Origin of the sequence: Micromonospora sp. NPDC047527, assembly GCF_040643015.1 — a bacterium.
GTDB lineage: Bacteria > Actinomycetota > Actinomycetes > Mycobacteriales > Micromonosporaceae > Micromonospora.
The window spans coordinates 518,439-534,454 of record NZ_JBEYTK010000003.1 but is presented as its reverse complement, the minus strand read 5'-3'; the positions used below and the strand labels follow the sequence as shown (position 1 = coordinate 534,454).

General features: G+C 71.5%; 12 protein-coding genes. 5 read left to right on the top strand and 7 right to left on the bottom strand.

The features are described from left to right. Positions 1-74 precede the first annotated feature (74 nt). From ABZ808_RS15400 to ABZ808_RS15380, 5 genes are all read right to left on the bottom strand, one after another. The gene (locus ABZ808_RS15400; protein ID WP_357006087.1) at positions 75-2,135 is read right to left on the bottom strand and encodes an acyltransferase family protein; all 2,061 of its coding nucleotides are present in this window, start codon (positions 2,133-2,135) and stop codon (positions 75-77) included. A gap of 298 nt (positions 2,136-2,433) precedes the next feature. Next, positions 2,434-3,381 carry an iron-siderophore ABC transporter substrate-binding protein gene (locus ABZ808_RS15395; protein ID WP_357006084.1) on the bottom strand — a complete coding sequence of 316 codons (948 nt, stop codon included), beginning with the start codon at positions 3,379-3,381 and terminating at the stop codon, positions 2,434-2,436. Continuing rightward, a complete protein-coding gene (locus ABZ808_RS15390; RefSeq protein WP_357006082.1) occupies positions 3,381-4,298 on the bottom strand; it encodes an ABC transporter ATP-binding protein in 918 nt (305 codons plus the stop codon). Before ABZ808_RS15390 ends, ABZ808_RS15395 begins: the two co-directional genes overlap by 1 nt. Positions 4,299-4,318: 20 nt before the next feature. After that, positions 4,319-5,389 (bottom strand): iron ABC transporter permease, encoded by a 1,071-nt coding sequence (locus tag ABZ808_RS15385; protein ID WP_357006079.1) that lies wholly within the window; start codon positions 5,387-5,389, stop codon positions 4,319-4,321. Next, positions 5,386-6,432 carry an iron ABC transporter permease gene (locus tag ABZ808_RS15380; RefSeq protein WP_357006076.1) on the bottom strand — a complete coding sequence of 349 codons (1,047 nt, stop codon included), beginning with the start codon at positions 6,430-6,432 and terminating at the stop codon, positions 5,386-5,388. Before ABZ808_RS15380 ends, ABZ808_RS15385 begins: the two co-directional genes overlap by 4 nt. A gap of 132 nt (positions 6,433-6,564) precedes the next feature. On the opposite strand from ABZ808_RS15380, the gene ABZ808_RS15375 reads away from it, so the two are divergent. After that, positions 6,565-6,924 (top strand): YciI family protein, encoded by a 360-nt coding sequence (locus tag ABZ808_RS15375; protein ID WP_357006073.1) that lies wholly within the window; start codon positions 6,565-6,567, stop codon positions 6,922-6,924. A 33-nt stretch (positions 6,925-6,957) separates the two neighbouring features. On the opposite strand, the gene ABZ808_RS15370 is transcribed toward ABZ808_RS15375, so the two are convergent. Further along, entirely contained in the window at positions 6,958-7,314 is a 357-nt protein-coding gene (locus ABZ808_RS15370; RefSeq protein WP_357006071.1) for a cytidine deaminase, read from the bottom strand. A 137-nt stretch (positions 7,315-7,451) separates the two neighbouring features. Between ABZ808_RS15370 and hrpA the strand changes: the two genes are divergently transcribed. Beyond that, on the top strand, positions 7,452-11,513 hold the full coding sequence (gene hrpA, locus ABZ808_RS15365; protein ID WP_357006068.1) for an ATP-dependent RNA helicase HrpA: 4,062 nt from the start codon (positions 7,452-7,454) through the stop codon (positions 11,511-11,513). A 6-nt stretch (positions 11,514-11,519) separates the two neighbouring features. On the opposite strand, the gene ABZ808_RS15360 is transcribed toward hrpA, so the two are convergent. Next, on the bottom strand, positions 11,520-12,449 hold the full coding sequence (locus ABZ808_RS15360) for a LysR family transcriptional regulator (protein WP_357006065.1): 930 nt from the start codon (positions 12,447-12,449) through the stop codon (positions 11,520-11,522). An 83-nt stretch (positions 12,450-12,532) separates the two neighbouring features. Here ABZ808_RS15360 and ABZ808_RS15355 point away from each other — a divergent pair, with 83 nt between their 5' ends. The 3 genes from ABZ808_RS15355 to ABZ808_RS15345 are packed head-to-tail and all read left to right on the top strand — an operon-like array spanning position 12,533 to position 15,916. After that, entirely contained in the window at positions 12,533-13,216 is a 684-nt protein-coding gene (locus ABZ808_RS15355) for a succinate dehydrogenase cytochrome b subunit (RefSeq protein WP_357006063.1), read from the top strand. 1 nt (position 13,217) lies between these two features. After that, positions 13,218-15,155 carry a fumarate reductase/succinate dehydrogenase flavoprotein subunit gene (locus ABZ808_RS15350; protein ID WP_357006060.1) on the top strand — a complete coding sequence of 646 codons (1,938 nt, stop codon included), beginning with the start codon at positions 13,218-13,220 and terminating at the stop codon, positions 15,153-15,155. Beyond that, a complete protein-coding gene (locus ABZ808_RS15345; protein WP_357006057.1) occupies positions 15,152-15,916 on the top strand; it encodes a succinate dehydrogenase/fumarate reductase iron-sulfur subunit in 765 nt (254 codons plus the stop codon). The genes ABZ808_RS15350 and ABZ808_RS15345 overlap by 4 nt, the downstream gene beginning before the upstream one ends. The last annotated feature ends 100 nt before the right edge of the window (positions 15,917-16,016 follow it).

Below are 16,016 nucleotides of genomic sequence, written 5' to 3'. Positions count from 1 at the left end.
CACTTCGACCTGGGCGATGTCGCCGGTGTCCGCGACCTCCGTCCCTCCGACGGCCGCGGAGAGTGCGGTGAGCCTCAGCCGAGGACGCGGTCGAGCGCCGTGGCCAACCGTGGCGCGAGGGTGGCGGCGTATGTGGCGGTGATGTGGTTGTTGTCGCGATAGACGAGCGCGCCGCCGATAACCGGCGCGCACCGCTCACGCGGGCAGATGGCCGAGTTCAGATCCACCAGGTAAACCTTCTTGTTGTCCCGGGCGGCCATTTCGTGAGCCGGGCCACCGCCACCCGCGAGGACCTTGTCGCGCGGTGATGCGCAGCGGGTCAAGTTCCTCGGATTGGCGGACACGCACTCCGCGATGTCCCGGTCGTGGTAAGGGGTGTCGCGTAGCACGATCACGGGAATCCCGGCTGCCGCCGTCGTGGCCCAGGTGCGCCGGAGCGCGGCCGCGAAGGCGGCCTGCGCTCGACTGGTGACCCTCTCGCCGTTCTGGATCATCACGTAGAAGGAGCTGCTCACCACCAGCACGTTCGGTCGCTCAGCCCCGGTCAGTTGTGCGCGAAGCTTCTCGTTCCACTCGGTGCAACTGGGGTACGGCCGGTTGTCCAGGGCGACGACGCCGTCGATGAACGGGCAGGAGGACTTCGTGTAGCTCTTGAGACGCCACTTCTTCGACTCGGCTACCCGCTGAAGCGCCGGAAGCCACTGGGCGGCGTGGGAGTCCCCGGCGAGAGCCACGGTGAACGATTCGTTCGGGTCCCCGTACTGGCAGGCTCTGACCGCGCTGCTGCGCTGGTCCGTATGGCAGCCGTCACGCCACGCGTCGGGGCCATCCTTACTGGCCACCAGCGGATCCGGCACGAACGGGCCCACGCGGTCCACCGGACGCCCGGCGTCGCTGCTGGCCGGGGAGCCGCCCAGAGCGGCAGCGCCGAGAACCGTGGGTGCCGCCGCCACGGGGACCCCGGTGCCGCCCACCGTCGGCACCGCCAGGGCGGGTGGCAACGGCGAACTCGTCGGTGGAACGGTGAGCTGGAAGGCGAGCCCTGCCAGGAGGGACACTCCGGTGCAGAGCGCGCCGAGTTGCAGGGACCGCGCAGGTTCCCACGCAAGCGTCGTCGAGTTCCGGATCGGGTTCTCGATGAACCGATAGGTGAGCGCAGCCGGCACCACGGCGAGCGCCGCAACGGCCAGGCCGGTGACGGTGGTGAGTTCCCCGAACCGTGCCTCGGCAACGACGAGGAGCGGCCAGTGCCAAAGGTAGAGGGAGTAGGAGATCGCGCCCACTGCGCGTACCGGCCCCAGCGCCAACAGCACGGCAGGGCCGATGCCGCCCGCGGCCAGGCCACCGGCGATGACCGCGGCCGTGCCCAGGGTGGGGGCCAACGCCAGGTATCCGGGGAACGCGGAACTCTCGGTCAGGAGTACGGCGGACGCCACAATCGCGACGAGGCCGCACCAGGCGAGCGCGGCCGCTGCCAGCCGGGGCAGGCGTTGCAGATGTCCGGCAAGCAGGGCCAGGAAGCCACCAAGGGCCAGCTCCCACATACGGGTGGTGGTCACGAAGTACGCACGGGCGGGATTGTCTTCTGTCAGCCAGATGGACCAGGCGAAGGACGGCACCGCGACCAGCGTGAGAGCGAAGAGCAGGTATCCGGTGCGGGCGTACCGCCGCCGGCCGAGCCACACCGCAGCGGCCAGCAGGAGTGGCCACACCAGGTAGAACTGCTCCTCGACGCCGAGGGACCAGAAGTGCTGCAGGATGCTGGGCGCGCGGTTGGCCGCCAGGTAGTCGACGGACTGTTCGGCGAGCCGCCAGTTCATGGCGTACAGCCCGCTGAACACGACGTCCCAGCCGGTGGCCGACCACCGGGTGCGCGGCAGGAACGCGAACGTGAGCAGCAGAGTCCCGATGAGCACCACGACGGCGGCCGGAAGCAGCCGCTTGGCACGCCGGCCGTAGAAACCGATCAGCGAGAGGCGGCCTGTCCGGTTCACCTCGGCCACCAGCAGGCCGGTGATCAGGAATCCGGAGATGACGAAGAAGACGTCGACGCCGACGAAGCCGCCGGGCACCAGTTGCTGGCCGGCGTGTCCCACGAGCACCAGAACGACGGCGAGCGCACGTAGCCCTTCCACATCACCTCGGAATGCGGCCCGGGGATTGGCTTCCGGTCGCACGGCCGTTCGTGTCATTCGTTCCCCACCCCATGCCGAATTCGTGTCGCAGACACAACGGGGCGAAGGCGTGGGCGGTTACGATCTGTATCGGTCTGGTTGGCCGTTTTCGCCCGTGGCGCAGCCTGGTCGATCGATGGCCGCCGCGACGCGGGAGGCGCCAGGCGCCCCGAAATCCGGCACGACATGGAGGTAGTGGCCTCCCAGCGCTGGGAGACCACTACCTCGTGGGTGTCGCGGGATCCTGGCTTGGGGTGGGTCAGGCGGCGGGGAGGTGCTTGGCCAGGTCGTCGAGGATCTTGTTGGCCGCGCCGACGCCGATGCCGGTCATCCAGATCTCGTCGGAGACCGGGTACGCCTTGCCGGCCTTGACCGCGCCCAGGCCCTTCCAGAGGGTGCCACCGCCGACCTTGGCCTGCTCGGCCGCGGCCTTCTCGCCGTACGCGGTCACGAAGATGACGTCACCGTCGACCTCGTTGACCCGCTCGGGGCTGACCAGGTCGAAGCGCTTGTCCTCCTTGTTGGCGAGCAACTGCCGCTCGGGGCGGCCGAGGCCGGTGTCGCCGATGACGATGCCGGAGAAGGAGTCGGGGCCGTACACCCGGATGTTGCCGGGAACGAACCGCACGATCGACACCTTGCGGGCGGTGGGGTCGCCGAGGGTCGCGCCGAAGTCCTTGGCCCGCTTCTCGTACGCGCCGAGGAGGTCCTTGGCCTGCTGCTCGCGGCCGAGCGCCTTGCCGTCGAGGAGGAAGTTCTCCTTCCAGGTGATGCCCACCTTCTCGGTGAACACGGTGGGCGCGATGGCGGCCAGCTCGTCGTAGAACTTCTCCTGGCGGAACTTGCTGCCCAGGATGAGGTCCGGCTTCAGCGCGTTGATCGCCTCCAGGTCGGGCTCGGTGAGCACCCCGACCTCCTTGATGCCGGCGAGCTTGTCCTCGCCGAAGTACGTCGGCCAGCTCTTGGCCTCACCGGCGGTGGCAGCACCGATCGGTGTGATGCCCAGCGAGAGCGCCGTGTCGATTTTGTCGGTGTCGAGCACGATGACGCGCTTGGGTTCCGCCGGGACCTTGGTGGTGCCCATGGCGTGGGTGATCTCCCGGGTCTCCCCGGCGGTGGAGCTGGCGACCGGGTCGCTCTCACCGCAGGCGGTGAGTCCGACGCCAAGGGCGGCGGCCGCGGCGAGAACGGCGACGAGACGACGCATCAGAGTCCTTTCGAGGGGTACGAGACGGCGAGCGGGTTGACCGCGTCGCCAGCGGGTCGGGCGTCCGGCAGGGACGCATCCGACGGATCGGGGCCAACGGCAGCGGCGGGCGCGGCCGGAGCGGCAGTCGGGGCGGAGGTGCCGCCGGTGAGGGCGGGCACCACCAGGGGCGCTCCGGTCACCGGGCAGGGCACGACCACGCAGGCCAGCCCGAAGACGTCGCGGACCAGGTCCGCGGTGAGGATCTCCCGGGGCGGCCCGGCGGCCACCACCGCGCCGGCGCGCATCGCGACCAGGTGGTCGGCGTAGCGGGCGGCCTGGTTGAGGTCGTGCAGCACGGCGACGACGGTGCGACCGCGCTCGACGCGCAGCCGGTGCAGCAGGTCCAGCACCTCCACCTGGTGTGCCAGGTCGAGGAAGGTGGTGGGCTCGTCCAGCAGCAGGGCATCGGTGTCCTGGGCGAGGGTCATGGCGATCCAGACCCGCTGCCGCTGGCCGCCGGAGAGGCTGTCCACTGGCCGGTCGGCCAGGTCCGCCACGTCGGCCAGGGCCATCGCCTCGTCGACCGCGGCGCCGTCCTCCGTCGACCACTGCCGCCACCACCGCTGGTACGGCTGCCGACCCCGCCCGACCAGGTCGGCCACGGTGACGCCCTCGGGCACGAGCGGGCTCTGCGGCAGCACGCCGAGCCGGCGGGCGACTTCCCGGGTCGGCAGGTCACGGATCGCGGTGCCGTCCAGCAGGACCGCGCCGCGTCGGGGGTTGAGCAGCCGGGCCATGGTGCGCAACAGGGTGGACTTGCCGCACGCGTTCGGCCCGACGATGACGGTGAACGCGTCGGTCGGCAGGTCGAGGCTGAGCCCGTCGAGCACGGTCCGCTCGTCGTAGCCGACGACCAGGTCGCGGGTGGAGAGCATCACACGACTCCTTAGGTGCGTCACGACGACCGCCGCCGTCCGCGAAGCAGCAGGAAGATCAGGTACGGGCCGCCGATCGCGGCGGTCAGCACACCGGCCGGCAGTTGGGTGGGCGCGAACAGCCGCCGGCCGGCGAGGTCGGCGAGCACCAGCAGCAGCGCGCCGAGCAGGGCGGCGCAGACCAGCGGTGGCCGCTCGGCGCGGACCAGCCGGCGGGCCAGTTGGGGGGCGACCAGCGCCACGAAGTCGACGGCGCCGACCTGGGCGGTGACCATCGCGGCGACGAGCACGCCGGTCCCGGCCAGGCCGATCCGGCGGGCCACCGGGCGCAGCCCGACGCCGCGTGCGGTGTCGTCGTCCAGGGCGGTGCTGTTGAGGGCCCAGCCGGCCCAGGCCAGCACGGGCAGCAGCACCAGCAGGGTGCCGGCGATCCAGGTGGCCTCGGTCCAGCCCTTGCCGGCCAGGGTGCCGATCAGCCAGATCTGCGCGCGTAGCCCGTCGATCGGGTCGGCGGTGAGCATGACCACCTCGGTCAGCGCCCGGAAGGCGAAGGCCACCGCCACCCCGGCGAGCACGAACCGCTGGGCGGCCAGCCCGTGCCGGGCGCCGAGGGCGAACAGCAGGCCCGCCGCGACCAGCCCGCCGACCAGCGCGCTGGGTGCCACCAGCACCGCGGCCGCCCCGCTGGTCAGCGCCACGGTCGCGGCGAGGCCGGCGCCCTGGGTGATGCCGATGACGTCCGGGCTCGCGAGGGGGTTACGCGCCACGCTCTGGATGAGCGTGCCGGCCACGCCGAATGCCGCGCCGGCCACCGCGGCCAGCATGACCCGGGGCAACCGAAGATCAAGGACAACGAGGTCGTACGGGGTGCCGACGCCTGCGAGGGAGCGCACGACGTCGGCCGAGGCGACGTACGGGGTGCCCAGGGAGAGGCTGAGCAGCATCGCCAGCAGGAGCAGGACGGTCAGCGTGGCGGCGACCAGCACGGCGCGGCGGCGGATCTGCAGGCTGACCGGGCCGATCCGCAGCAGCGACCGGCCGGGCAGGTGGGCGTCGGAAGGGGTGGTTGGGCGGCGGGTCGTGGTGGTCACGCGGTCACCACCCGAGCGCGGCGGACCAGGAAGGCCAGCAGCGGGGCGCCGATCAGGGCGGTGACGATCCCGGCGGGTATCTCGCCGGGTGGGGCGACGAGCCGGCCGACGACGTCGGCGCCGAGCAGCAGCGCCGGCCCGAGCAGCGCGGAGACGGCGAGGGTCCAGCGGTGGTCCGCGCCGACCAGGGCACGTGCCAGGTGCGGCACGGCGAGCCCGACGAAGGCGATCGGCCCGGCCGCCGCCACCGCCGCGCCGGTCAGCAGCACCGCGGCGAGGCCACCGCCGAGGCGGACCAGGCCGATGCGGTGGCCGAGGCCGCGAGCCACGTCGTCGCCGAGGGCCAGCGCGTCCAGCCCTCGGGCGACCACGGCGGCCAGCACGAGCCCGACCAGGACGAAGGGCAGGAGCTGCGCGGTGACGGTCAGGTCGCGGCCGGAGAGTCCGCCGACCACCCAGAACCGGTACTCTTCGAAGGTACGGGCGTCGATGCTCAGCAGCGCGTACACCCCGGAGGCGAGACTGGCGTCGAGCGCCGCGCCGACCAGCGCGAGGGTGACCGGGCTGGCGCCCTCGCGGGCCCGGGCGGCGATGGCGAAGACCAGCAGGCCGGCGATCAGCGCCCCGGCGATGCCGAACCAGACGTACCCGGCGAGCGTGCCGACGCCGAAGACGGAGATGGCGAGCACCACGCCGAACGACGCGCCGGCGCTGATGCCGAGGATGCGCGGCTCGGCGAGGGGGTTGCGGGTGAGCGCCTGGAACAGCACGCCGGCCATGGCGAGCGCGAGCCCGACGGCGAGCCCGAGCGCGGTGCGCGGCATCCGCAGCTCGCGGACGATGGTGGTGGCGTCGCCGCTGTCCGGCGCGACGAGGGCATGCCACACCTGGTCGACGCCGAGCGGCCGGCTACCGAGGGCGAAGCTGGCCAGCACGGCCAGCAGCAGCACCAGCGCGGCCCCGACGGTGACGGCCACCCGACGGCCGGTGCGGGTGCCGGCACGGTTGGAGACCCGGGCCGGCCGGGTGGCGAGGGTGGTCACGAGTCTCCTGCACGTTCACGCTTAGGGTCGCCTAACCGTAGCCGAGGCACTGAGGGTTACCTAACTGGTGTGCGTCGATCCGAGAATCGCGGACCGGGCGGACGCCCACGCCGTCGCGCCTAGGGTGGGTTCATGCGATTCGACCAGCACACGGTCGTACTCCTGGCCCGGCCGGCGGACGCCCCCGAGCTGCCGCTCGACGCGGCCGACCGGTTGCGGGACGCCCACCTGGCCCATCAGGCCGGTCTCGTGGAGCAGGGCCTCGTGCTCGCGGCCGGCCCGTTCCTGGCCGGCGACGACGAGCGGTTGCGGGGCTTCGTCGTGCTCTCGATCGGCCCGGACGAGGCCCGCGAGCTGTTCCACAACGATCCGGCGGTACGGGCCGGCCTGCTGGCCGTGCGGGTGATGAGCTGGATGGTGCCGGAGGGCAACGTACGGTTCGAGGGCGTGCCGATGCCCCGGTCGATGCTGGAGGCGGCGTCCGGCGACTGAACCCACCGCCGGGCCGGGGCCAGGCGGGCAGCGTCAGCCGAGCGGGGCCACCCGCAGGGCGTCCATCGGGCCGACGATCACCCGCAGCGACGGGAAGTGGTCCCGCAGGACGGCCTGGCACCTGTCGCACGGCGCGACGACCTCGCGGCCCCGGTCGGCCACCGTGACGATCGTCTCCAACTCGGTCACGCCCTGGGTCGCGGCGGTGCCGATGACGACCAGTTCGGCGCAGGCCCCTCCGGTCTCGTGGTGGACGTTCACGCCGGTGAAGACCCGACCGTCGCCGGTTCGCGCCGCCGACGCGACGGTGTGGTGCTGGCTGCGGCAGCGCAGCTTGGCGACCGCCGTGGCGGCCTGCACCAGCGCCCGGTCCGTGTCCCGCAGTTCCATCCCGGCCCCCTGGCGCTCGACATCGGCCGCCAACACTAGACGGCGGCGCACCCGACCAGCCCTCAGGCCACCGGGCGGCGGCCGGGGCGATAACCCGGCGGCGGTACGCCGCCGCGCTGCCTATTCTTGGGCACGACATGCAGAATCCAGCCGCCGCCGCCGCGACCGATCCCGTCCGCGAGCTGCACCGCCGCCTCACTCCCCTGATGTTCCGCGACCAGCGCCGGCTCCAGCGGCGGCTCGACGGTGCCCGCAAGCTGCGTGACCCGCAGCGTCGGGAGGCCGCACTGGCCGAGATCACCGCCGACGTCGTCCGGGCCGAGCAGCGGATCGCCACCCGCCAAGCGGCGGTACCGGTCATCACGTACCCGGCGGGGTTGCCGGTCAGTGAGCGCAAGGACGACATCGCCGCCGCCATCCGCGACCACCAGGTGGTGATCGTGGCCGGCGAGACCGGCTCCGGCAAGACGACCCAGCTACCGAAGATCTGCCTGGAGTTGGGGCGCGGGGTGCACGGCCTGATCGGGCACACCCAGCCCCGGCGGCTGGCGGCCCGGACGGTGGCCGACCGGATCGCCGACGAGCTGGGCACCGAGCTGGGTGACGTGGTCGGTTACAAGGTGCGCTTCACCGATCAGGTCAGCGAGCGCAGCCTGGTCAAGCTGATGACCGACGGCATCCTGCTGGCCGAGTTGCAGACCGACCGGATGCTCCGCCAGTACGACACGTTGATCATCGACGAGGCGCACGAGCGCAGCCTCAACATCGACTTCATCCTCGGGTACCTGCGGGAGCTGCTGCCCCGGCGACCCGACCTCAAGGTGATCATCACCTCGGCGACCATCGAGACCGACCGGTTCGCCCGGCACTTCGCCGGACCGCCCACCGCCGACGAGCCGGAGGGCGTACCGGCGCCGGTGGTCGAGGTGTCCGGGCGCACCTACCCGGTGGAGGTGCGCTACCGGCCACTCGTCGAGCTGGCCGAGGGCGAGGAGGACGGCGACAGCGACGAGGAGAACGTCCGCGACCAGATCCAGGCGATCGGGGACGCCGTCGAGGAGCTGGCCGCCGAGGGGCCGGGCGACATCCTGGTCTTCCTCAGCGGGGAGCGGGAGATCCGGGACACCGCCGACGCCCTGGGCAAGCTGGTGCAGACGAAACGTTCGCTGCTCGGCACCGAGATCCTGCCCCTGTACGCGCGGCTGTCCAGCGCCGAGCAGCACCGGGTGTTCGCCGCGCACACCTCGCGCCGCGTGGTGCTCGCCACCAACGTCGCGGAGACCTCGCTGACCGTGCCCGGCATCAAGTACGTGGTGGACCCGGGCACGGCGCGGATCTCCCGCTACTCCAGCCGGCTCAAGGTGCAGCGCCTGCCGATCGAGCCGGTCTCCCAGGCGTCGGCCAACCAGCGCAAGGGGCGCTGCGGGCGGACCTCCGACGGCATCTGCATCCGCCTCTACGACGAGCAGGACTTCCTGTCGCGGCCGGAGTTCACCGACCCGGAGATCCTGCGCACCAACCTGGCGTCGGTCATCCTCCAGATGACCGCGATCGGGCTCGGCGACCTCGCCGCGTTCCCCTTCATCGACCCACCGGACAAGCGCAACATCGCCGACGGCGTCAACCTGCTGCACGAGCTGGGCGCACTGGACCCGACCGAGGCCGACCCGGCGAAGCGGCTCACCGCGCTCGGCCGGCGGTTGGCGCAGCTGCCGGTCGACCCGCGACTGGCCCGGATGGTGGTCGAGGGCGAGCGCAACGGCTGCGCCACCGAGGTACTGGTGATCGCCGCCGCGCTCTCCATCCAGGACCCCCGCGAGCGGCCGGCGGAGAAGCAGGCCCAGGCCGACCAGGCGCACGCCCGGTTCGCCGACAGGGAGTCGGACTTCGTCGCCTACCTCAACCTGTGGCGTTACCTGCGGGAGCAGCAACGCGAGCTGTCCTCCAGCGCGTTCCGCCGGATGTGCAAGGCGGAGTACCTGAACTACCTGCGGGTCCGCGAGTGGCAGGACATCGTGGGCCAACTGCGCCAGGTGCTGCGTACCCCGTCCGACGGCGAGCGGCGTGGTGGGCGGCCGGAGCGGGACACCTCGGGCGACGCGGACGCCGGCCGAGGTCGGCACGCGGCCGACCTGCCGGAGGAGATCGACACCCCGAAGGTGCACCAGTCGCTGCTGCCCGGCCTGCTGTCGCACATCGGCCTGAAGGACGCGCAGAAGCACGAGTACCTGGGTGCCCGGGGCGCGAAGTTCGCGCTCTTTCCCGGCTCGGCGCTGTTCAAGAAGCCGCCGCGCTGGGTGATGGCCGCCGAGCTGGTGGAGACGTCCCGGCTCTGGGGCCGCATCGCCGGCCGGGTCGAGCCGGAGTGGGTCGAACCGCTCGCGCAGCACCTGGTCAAGCGCAGCTACAGCGAGCCGCACTGGGAGAAGAAGCAGGCCGCGGTGATGGCCTACGAGAAGGTCACCCTGTACGGCGTTCCGCTGGTCACCTCCCGCAAGGTCAACTTCGGGCGGATCGACCCGACGCTGAGCCGGGAGCTGTTCATCCGCCACGCCCTGGTCGAGGGCGACTGGCAGACCCACCACCACTTCTGGGCCGACAACAAGCGGCTGCTCGCCGAGATCGAGGAGCTGGAGAGCCGGGCCCGACGCCGGGACATCCTGGTCGACGACGAGACCATCTTCGGCTTCTACGACCAGCGGATCCCGGCCGACGTGGTCTCCGGCCGACACTTCGACTCCTGGTGGAAGAAGACCCGCCGGGACCAGCCCGACCTGCTCACGTTCACCCGGGACCTGCTGATCAACGACGGTCGGGCCGGCGTGGACGAGGGCGACTACCCGGACGAGTGGCAGGCCGACGGGGTAAGCCTGCCGCTGACGTACCGGTTCGAGCCGGGCACGCCGACCGACGGCGTCACCGTGGACATCCCGCTGCCACTGCTCAACCAGGTGCCGGCGGAGAGCTTCGACTGGCAGGTTCCGGGGCTGCGCGAGGAGACGGTGATCGCGCTGATCCGGTCGCTGCCCAAGCCGGTACGCCGCAACTTCGTCCCGGTGCCGGACTTCGCGCGGGCCGCCCTGGCCGCCATCACCCCCGGCGAGGAGTCGCTGCTGGACGCGCTCACCCGGCAGCTGCGGCGGATGACCGGGGTCACCGTGCCCCGGGACGCCTGGGAGCCGGCCAAGCTCCCGGCACACCTGCGGGTCACGTTCCGGGTGCTGGGCGACGACGAGAAGCCCGTCGCCGAGGGCAAGGACCTGCCGGCCCTGCAACGTCAGCTCCGTCAGGAGGTACGCCAGGTGGTGGCGGCCGCCGCGCCGGAGGTCGCCCGGACGGGCCTGCGCGAGTGGAGCATCGGCACGCTGCCGCGCACCATCGAGCAGGTCCGCGCCGGCTACGCGGTGACCGCGTACCCGGCGCTGGTCGACGAGGGCGCCACCGTCGGGGTGAAGGTGTTCGACTCCCCCGCCGAGGCGGAGGCGGCGCACTGGGCCGGCACCCGGCGGCTGCTGCGGCTCACCGTGCCGTCCCCCGCCCGGTTCCTGCAGGGCCGACTGAGCAACGAGGCGAAGCTGGCGCTGAGCCGCAACCCGCACGGCGGTGTGCAGCAACTGATCGAGGACGCGGCGGGCGCGGCCATCGACCGGTTGATCGGCGACGCCGGCGGGCCGGCCTGGGACGCCGAGGGCTTCGCGGCGCTACGCGAGAAGGTCCGCGCCGACCTGGTCGACACCGTGGTCGAGGTGATGGACCGGGTACGCAAGGTGCTCGCCGCCGCGTACGCCGTCGAGCAGCGGCTCGGCGCCACCCGCAACCTCGCCGTGGTGGCGGCGCTGGCCGACATCCGCAAGCAGCTCGCCGGGCTGGTGCACGCCGGTTTCATCACCGAGACCGGGTACGCCCGCCTGCCCGACCTGCTGCGTTACCTCACCGGCATCGAGCGCCGGCTGGACCGCCTCGGCGGCAACCCGCAGCGTGACCGCCAGCAGCAGGACCGCATCGCCACGGTGCAGAAGGAGTACGACGATCTGCTCGCCGCGCTGCCGCCGGCGCGTCGGCAGGAGACCGCCGTCCGGCAGATCCGCTGGATGATCGAGGAGTTGCGGGTGAACGTCTTCGCCCAGGCGCTGGGCACCCCGTACCCCGTCTCGGAGCAGCGGATCTACCGGGCGATGGACGACGCCGAGGGCCGCTGACGGCGCTCAGCGCGGGTCCACGCCCGGCGGCAGGTCGTCGCGGTCGATCGCGGACTGGATGTAGTCGAGCAGGATCCGCCGCAGTTCCCGGCCGGCGTGGGTGGGCACCACGTCCCGGCGGCGGGCCACCGCGATGGTCCGCCGCACCCCGGGTGGGGCGAGGGGGGTGATCCGCACCCCGGGGCGGCGGGCCAGCACGATGCCGGGCACCAGCGCGATGCCGAGCCCGGCTTCGACGAAGCTGAGGACGGCGTCCATCTCGCCGCCGTCGACCGCGAAGGTCGGCTCGAAGCCGGCTTCCCGGCACGCCTGGATGGTGGCGTCGCGCAGGTCGTAGCCCTCCCGGAACATCACCATCGGCTGGTCGCGCAGGTCGGTGATGTGCAGTTCGCCGGTCGTCGAGGCGGTCGGCACCTCCTCCACCGAGGCCACCACCAGGCTCTCCCGCAGGATCGGGTCGACGCGCAGACCCGGGTCGGCGCCCTGGGCCGGCATGATGATCAGGGCCAGGTCGAGGTCGCCGCGGAGCAGGTCGCGGACCAGGTCCTGGGAGCCGCCCTCCTCGACGCGCAGGTCGACGGTGGGGTGGGCGTCGCGGAACCGGCGCAGCACCGGCGGGGCGAGCGAGGTGGCGAGGCTCGGGGTGGCGCCGAGCCGGACGCGGCCCCGCCGGAGCCCGACCAACTCCTGCACCTCACGGGTCGCGGTGTCCACGTCGGCGAGGATCCGGGTGGCCAGCGGCAGCAGCACCTCGCCGGCCGCGGTGAGTGTGATGTTTCCCCTTACCCGTTCGAAGAGGGGGGCGCCGAGGTCGGTTTCCAGAGCGTGAATTTGCTTACTGAGAGAAGGCTGAGTGATGCCGACGATGTCGGCCGCCTGGGTGAAATGTCGTACTTCGGCTACCGCGACGAAGTACCGAAGCTGATGGAGCTGCATCTACATAGCTTACGGCTATCAACACTGCGAGTTCGATGCATTGGACGACTGATCCAAGTGCTCCTAGCGTCGGTCACGTGGTAATGACGAAAACTCGGTCGCCCATCCGCTCGAACGTCGGTCTCAAGGCCGTCATGGCGGTGACGGGCATTGTGCTGGTGCTATTCCTGATCGCGCACATGCTCGGGAACCTGAAGGTGTTCACGGGGGCAGCCTCGTTCGACCACTACGCGCACTGGCTGCGCGACATCGGGAAGCCGCTGCTGCCCGGCGTCTGGTTCCTGTGGATCCTGCGCATCGTGCTGGTGGTGGCCGTCGTCGGTCACATCTGGGCCGCGACCGTGCTGGCGCTGCGAGCCCGCGCCGCCCGCCCGGTGAAGTACGCCCACCGCAAGAAGGTCCGGGCCAGCTACGCGGCCCGCACGATGCGCTGGGGTGGAGTGATCATCCTGCTCTTCGTGATCTACCACCTCCTCGACCTGACCACCGGCACGCTCAACCCGGTCGGCGACCCCAGCAAGCCGTTCGGCAACGTCGTCGCCGACTTCGCGCCGGAGCGCTGGTACGTCACGCTCTTCTACACCCTGGCGATCGTCGCGCTCGGCTTCCACCTGCGCCACGGCGCGTTCAGCGCGTTCCGCAGCCTCGGCCAGCAGACCCCGCGGGGCGAGCGCCGGGCGCGCAACGCCGCGCTGGTCTTCGCCGTCGCGCTGTGCGCCGGATACCTGGTGGTCCCGTTCGCCGTTCTCACCGGATTGGTGTCCTGACATGGAACTCTTCACCGAGGGCGACCCGATCGCCGACACCAAGGCTCCCGCCGGCCCGGTCGAGAAGCGCTGGGAGACCCGGCGCTTCGAGGCCAAGCTGGTCAACCCGGCCAACCGCCGCAAGATGACGGTGATCGTGGTCGGCACCGGCCTGGCCGGCGGCTCGGCCGCCGCCACGCTGGCCGAGCAGGGCTACCACGTCAAGTCCTACTGCTACCAGGACAGCCCGCGCCGCGCGCACTCGATCGCGGCGCAGGGCGGCATCAACGCCGCGAAGAACTACCGCAACGACGGCGACTCGGTGCACCGGCTGTTCTACGACACCGTCAAGGGCGGCGACTTCCGCTCCCGCGAGTCGAACGTGCACCGGCTGGCCGAGGTGTCGGTCAACATCATCGACCAGTGCGTCGCCCAGGGCGTGCCGTTCGCCCGCGAGTACGGCGGCCTGCTGGACACCCGCTCCTTCGGCGGCGCCCAGGTGCAGCGCACCTTCTACGCCCGGGGTCAGACGGGCCAGCAACTGCTGCTCGGCGCGTACCAGGCGCTGGAGCGGCAGATCGGCCTCGGCACCGTGGAGATGAACGCCCGGCACGAGATGCTGGAACTGGTCCTCGTCGACGGCAAGGCCCGGGGCATCGTCGTCCGGGACATGGTCACCGGCGAGATCAGCACCGAGATGGCCGACGCCGTCGTGCTCGCCTCCGGCGGTTACGGCAACGTCTTCTACCTCTCCACCAACGCCAAGGGCTGCAACGTCACCGCCACCTGGCGGGCGCACCGCAAGGGCGCGTACTTCGCCAACCCCTGCTACACGCAGATCCACCCGACCTGCATCCCGGTCTCCGGCGACCACCAGTCGAAGCTGACCCTGATGAGCGAGTCGCTGCGCAACGACGGCCGGGTCTGGGTGCCGAAGACCAAGGGCGACGACCGCAACCCCCGGGACATTCCCGAGGACGAGCGGGACTACTACCTGGAGCGGATCTACCCCTCCTTCGGCAACCTGGTCCCCCGTGACATCGCCTCCCGCGCCGCGAAGAACGTCTGCGACGACGGCCGGGGCGTGGGGCCGACCAAGCTCGGCGTCTACCTGGACTTCGCCGACGCCATCGGCCGGCTGGGCCGCAAGGCCATCGAGGCCAAGTACGGCAACCTCTTCGAGATGTACGAGCGGATCACCGGCGAGGACCCGTACGAGGTGCCGATGCGGATCTACCCCGCCGTGCACTACACGATGGGCGGCCTCTGGGTCGACTACGACCTCCAGTCGAGCATCCCGGGCCTGTTCGTTATCGGCGAGGCGAACTTCTCCGACCACGGCGCGAACCGACTCGGCGCCTCCGCGTTGATGCAGGGCCTCGCCGACGGCTACTTCGTGCTGCCCACCACGATCGCCAACTACCTGGCCTCGGGCCCGCTGGAGAAGGTCGACGCCAGTCACCCGGCGGCGATCGAGGCGCGTACCGACGTCGAGGACCGGATCCAGCGGCTGCTGGCGATCAACGGCGACCGGACCGTGGACTCGTTCCACCGGGAGCTGGGCCAGATCATGTGGGAGCACTGCGGCATGGAGCGCAGCGAGGCCGGGCTGCGCAAGGCGATCGACGAGATCCGCGGCCTGCGCGAGCAGTTCTGGCAGCGGGTCAAGGTGTCCGGCACCGGCGAGGAGTTCAACCAGTCCCTGGAGAAGGCCGGCCGCGTCGCCGACTTCTTCGAGTTGGCCGAGCTGATGTGCATCGACGCCCTGCACCGCGAGGAGTCCTGCGGCGGCCACTTCCGGGCCGAGCACCAGACCCCCGACGGTGAGGCGCAGCGCGACGACGACCGCTTCGCGTACGTGGCGGCCTGGGAGTTCACCGCCACCGGCGAGCCCTCGGTGCTGCACAAGGAAGACCTGAAGTTCGAATACGTCCACCCCACGCAGCGGAGCTACAAGTGAACCTGACCCTGCGCATCTGGCGCCAGAAGGGCCCTGAGGACAAGGGTCGGATGGTGACCTACCCGGTCGACGACGTGTCCCCGGACATGTCGTTCCTGGAGATGCTCGACGTGCTCAACGAGCGGCTGATCCTCGACGGTGAGGACCCGGTCGCGTTCGACCACGACTGCCGCGAGGGCATCTGCGGCATGTGCGGTCTGATGATCAACGGTGACGCGCACGGCCCGCAGCGCGGCACCACCGCCTGCCAGCTGCACATGCGGCAGTTCAAGGACGGCGAGACGATCGACATCGAGCCGTGGCGGGCCAGCGCCTTCCCGGTCATCAAGGACCTGGTCGTCAACCGGGGCGCCTTCGACACGATCATCGCCGCCGGCGGCTACATCACCGCACCGACCGGCAGCGCGCCCGAGGCGCACTCCACCCCGGTGGCCAAGGCCAACGCCGACGCCGCCTTCGAGTCGGCGGCCTGCATCGGCTGCGGCGCGTGCGTGGCGGCCTGCCCGAACGGCTCCGGCATGCTCTTCACCGCCGCCAAGCTCACCCAGCTCTCGCTGCTGCCGCAGGGCCAGCCGGAGCGCTACACCCGGGTCATCGGCATGGTCGACGCGCACGACGAGGCCGGCTTCGGCGGCTGCACCAACGCCGGCGAGTGCACGGTGGCCTGCCCGAAGGGCATTCCACTGAACACGATCGGCCGCCTCAACCGCGACTACCTCGCCGCCACCGCGAAGGGCGCCGGCAACACCCCCGGTTCCTGAGGTCCACCGCATCACCCGGACCGCCGTACCCCGCACCTCGGGGTACGGCGGTCCGGTGTTTGGCCCGCCGGCGGCCTGCACGCCACGCCCGCGTGATCCA

What these genes read in the sequence shown, in the direction of transcription:
- ABZ808_RS15370 (WP_357006071.1), bottom strand. Translation starts at nt 7,314, where the DNA reads ATGGAACTGCGGGACACGGACCGGGCGCTGGTGCAGGCCGCCACGGCG.
- ABZ808_RS15350 (WP_357006060.1), top strand. Translation starts at nt 13,218, where the DNA reads ATGGAACTCTTCACCGAGGGCGACCCGATCGCCGACACCAAGGCTCCC.
- ABZ808_RS15395 (WP_357006084.1), bottom strand. Translation starts at nt 3,381, where the DNA reads ATGCGTCGTCTCGTCGCCGTTCTCGCCGCGGCCGCCGCCCTTGGCGTC.
- ABZ808_RS15375 (WP_357006073.1), top strand. Translation starts at nt 6,565, where the DNA reads ATGCGATTCGACCAGCACACGGTCGTACTCCTGGCCCGGCCGGCGGAC.
- ABZ808_RS15390 (WP_357006082.1), bottom strand. Translation starts at nt 4,298, where the DNA reads ATGCTCTCCACCCGCGACCTGGTCGTCGGCTACGACGAGCGGACCGTG.
- ABZ808_RS15360 (WP_357006065.1), bottom strand. Translation starts at nt 12,449, where the DNA reads ATGCAGCTCCATCAGCTTCGGTACTTCGTCGCGGTAGCCGAAGTACGA.
- hrpA (WP_357006068.1), top strand. Translation starts at nt 7,452, where the DNA reads ATGCAGAATCCAGCCGCCGCCGCCGCGACCGATCCCGTCCGCGAGCTG.
- ABZ808_RS15355 (WP_357006063.1), top strand. Translation starts at nt 12,533, where the DNA reads ATGACGAAAACTCGGTCGCCCATCCGCTCGAACGTCGGTCTCAAGGCC.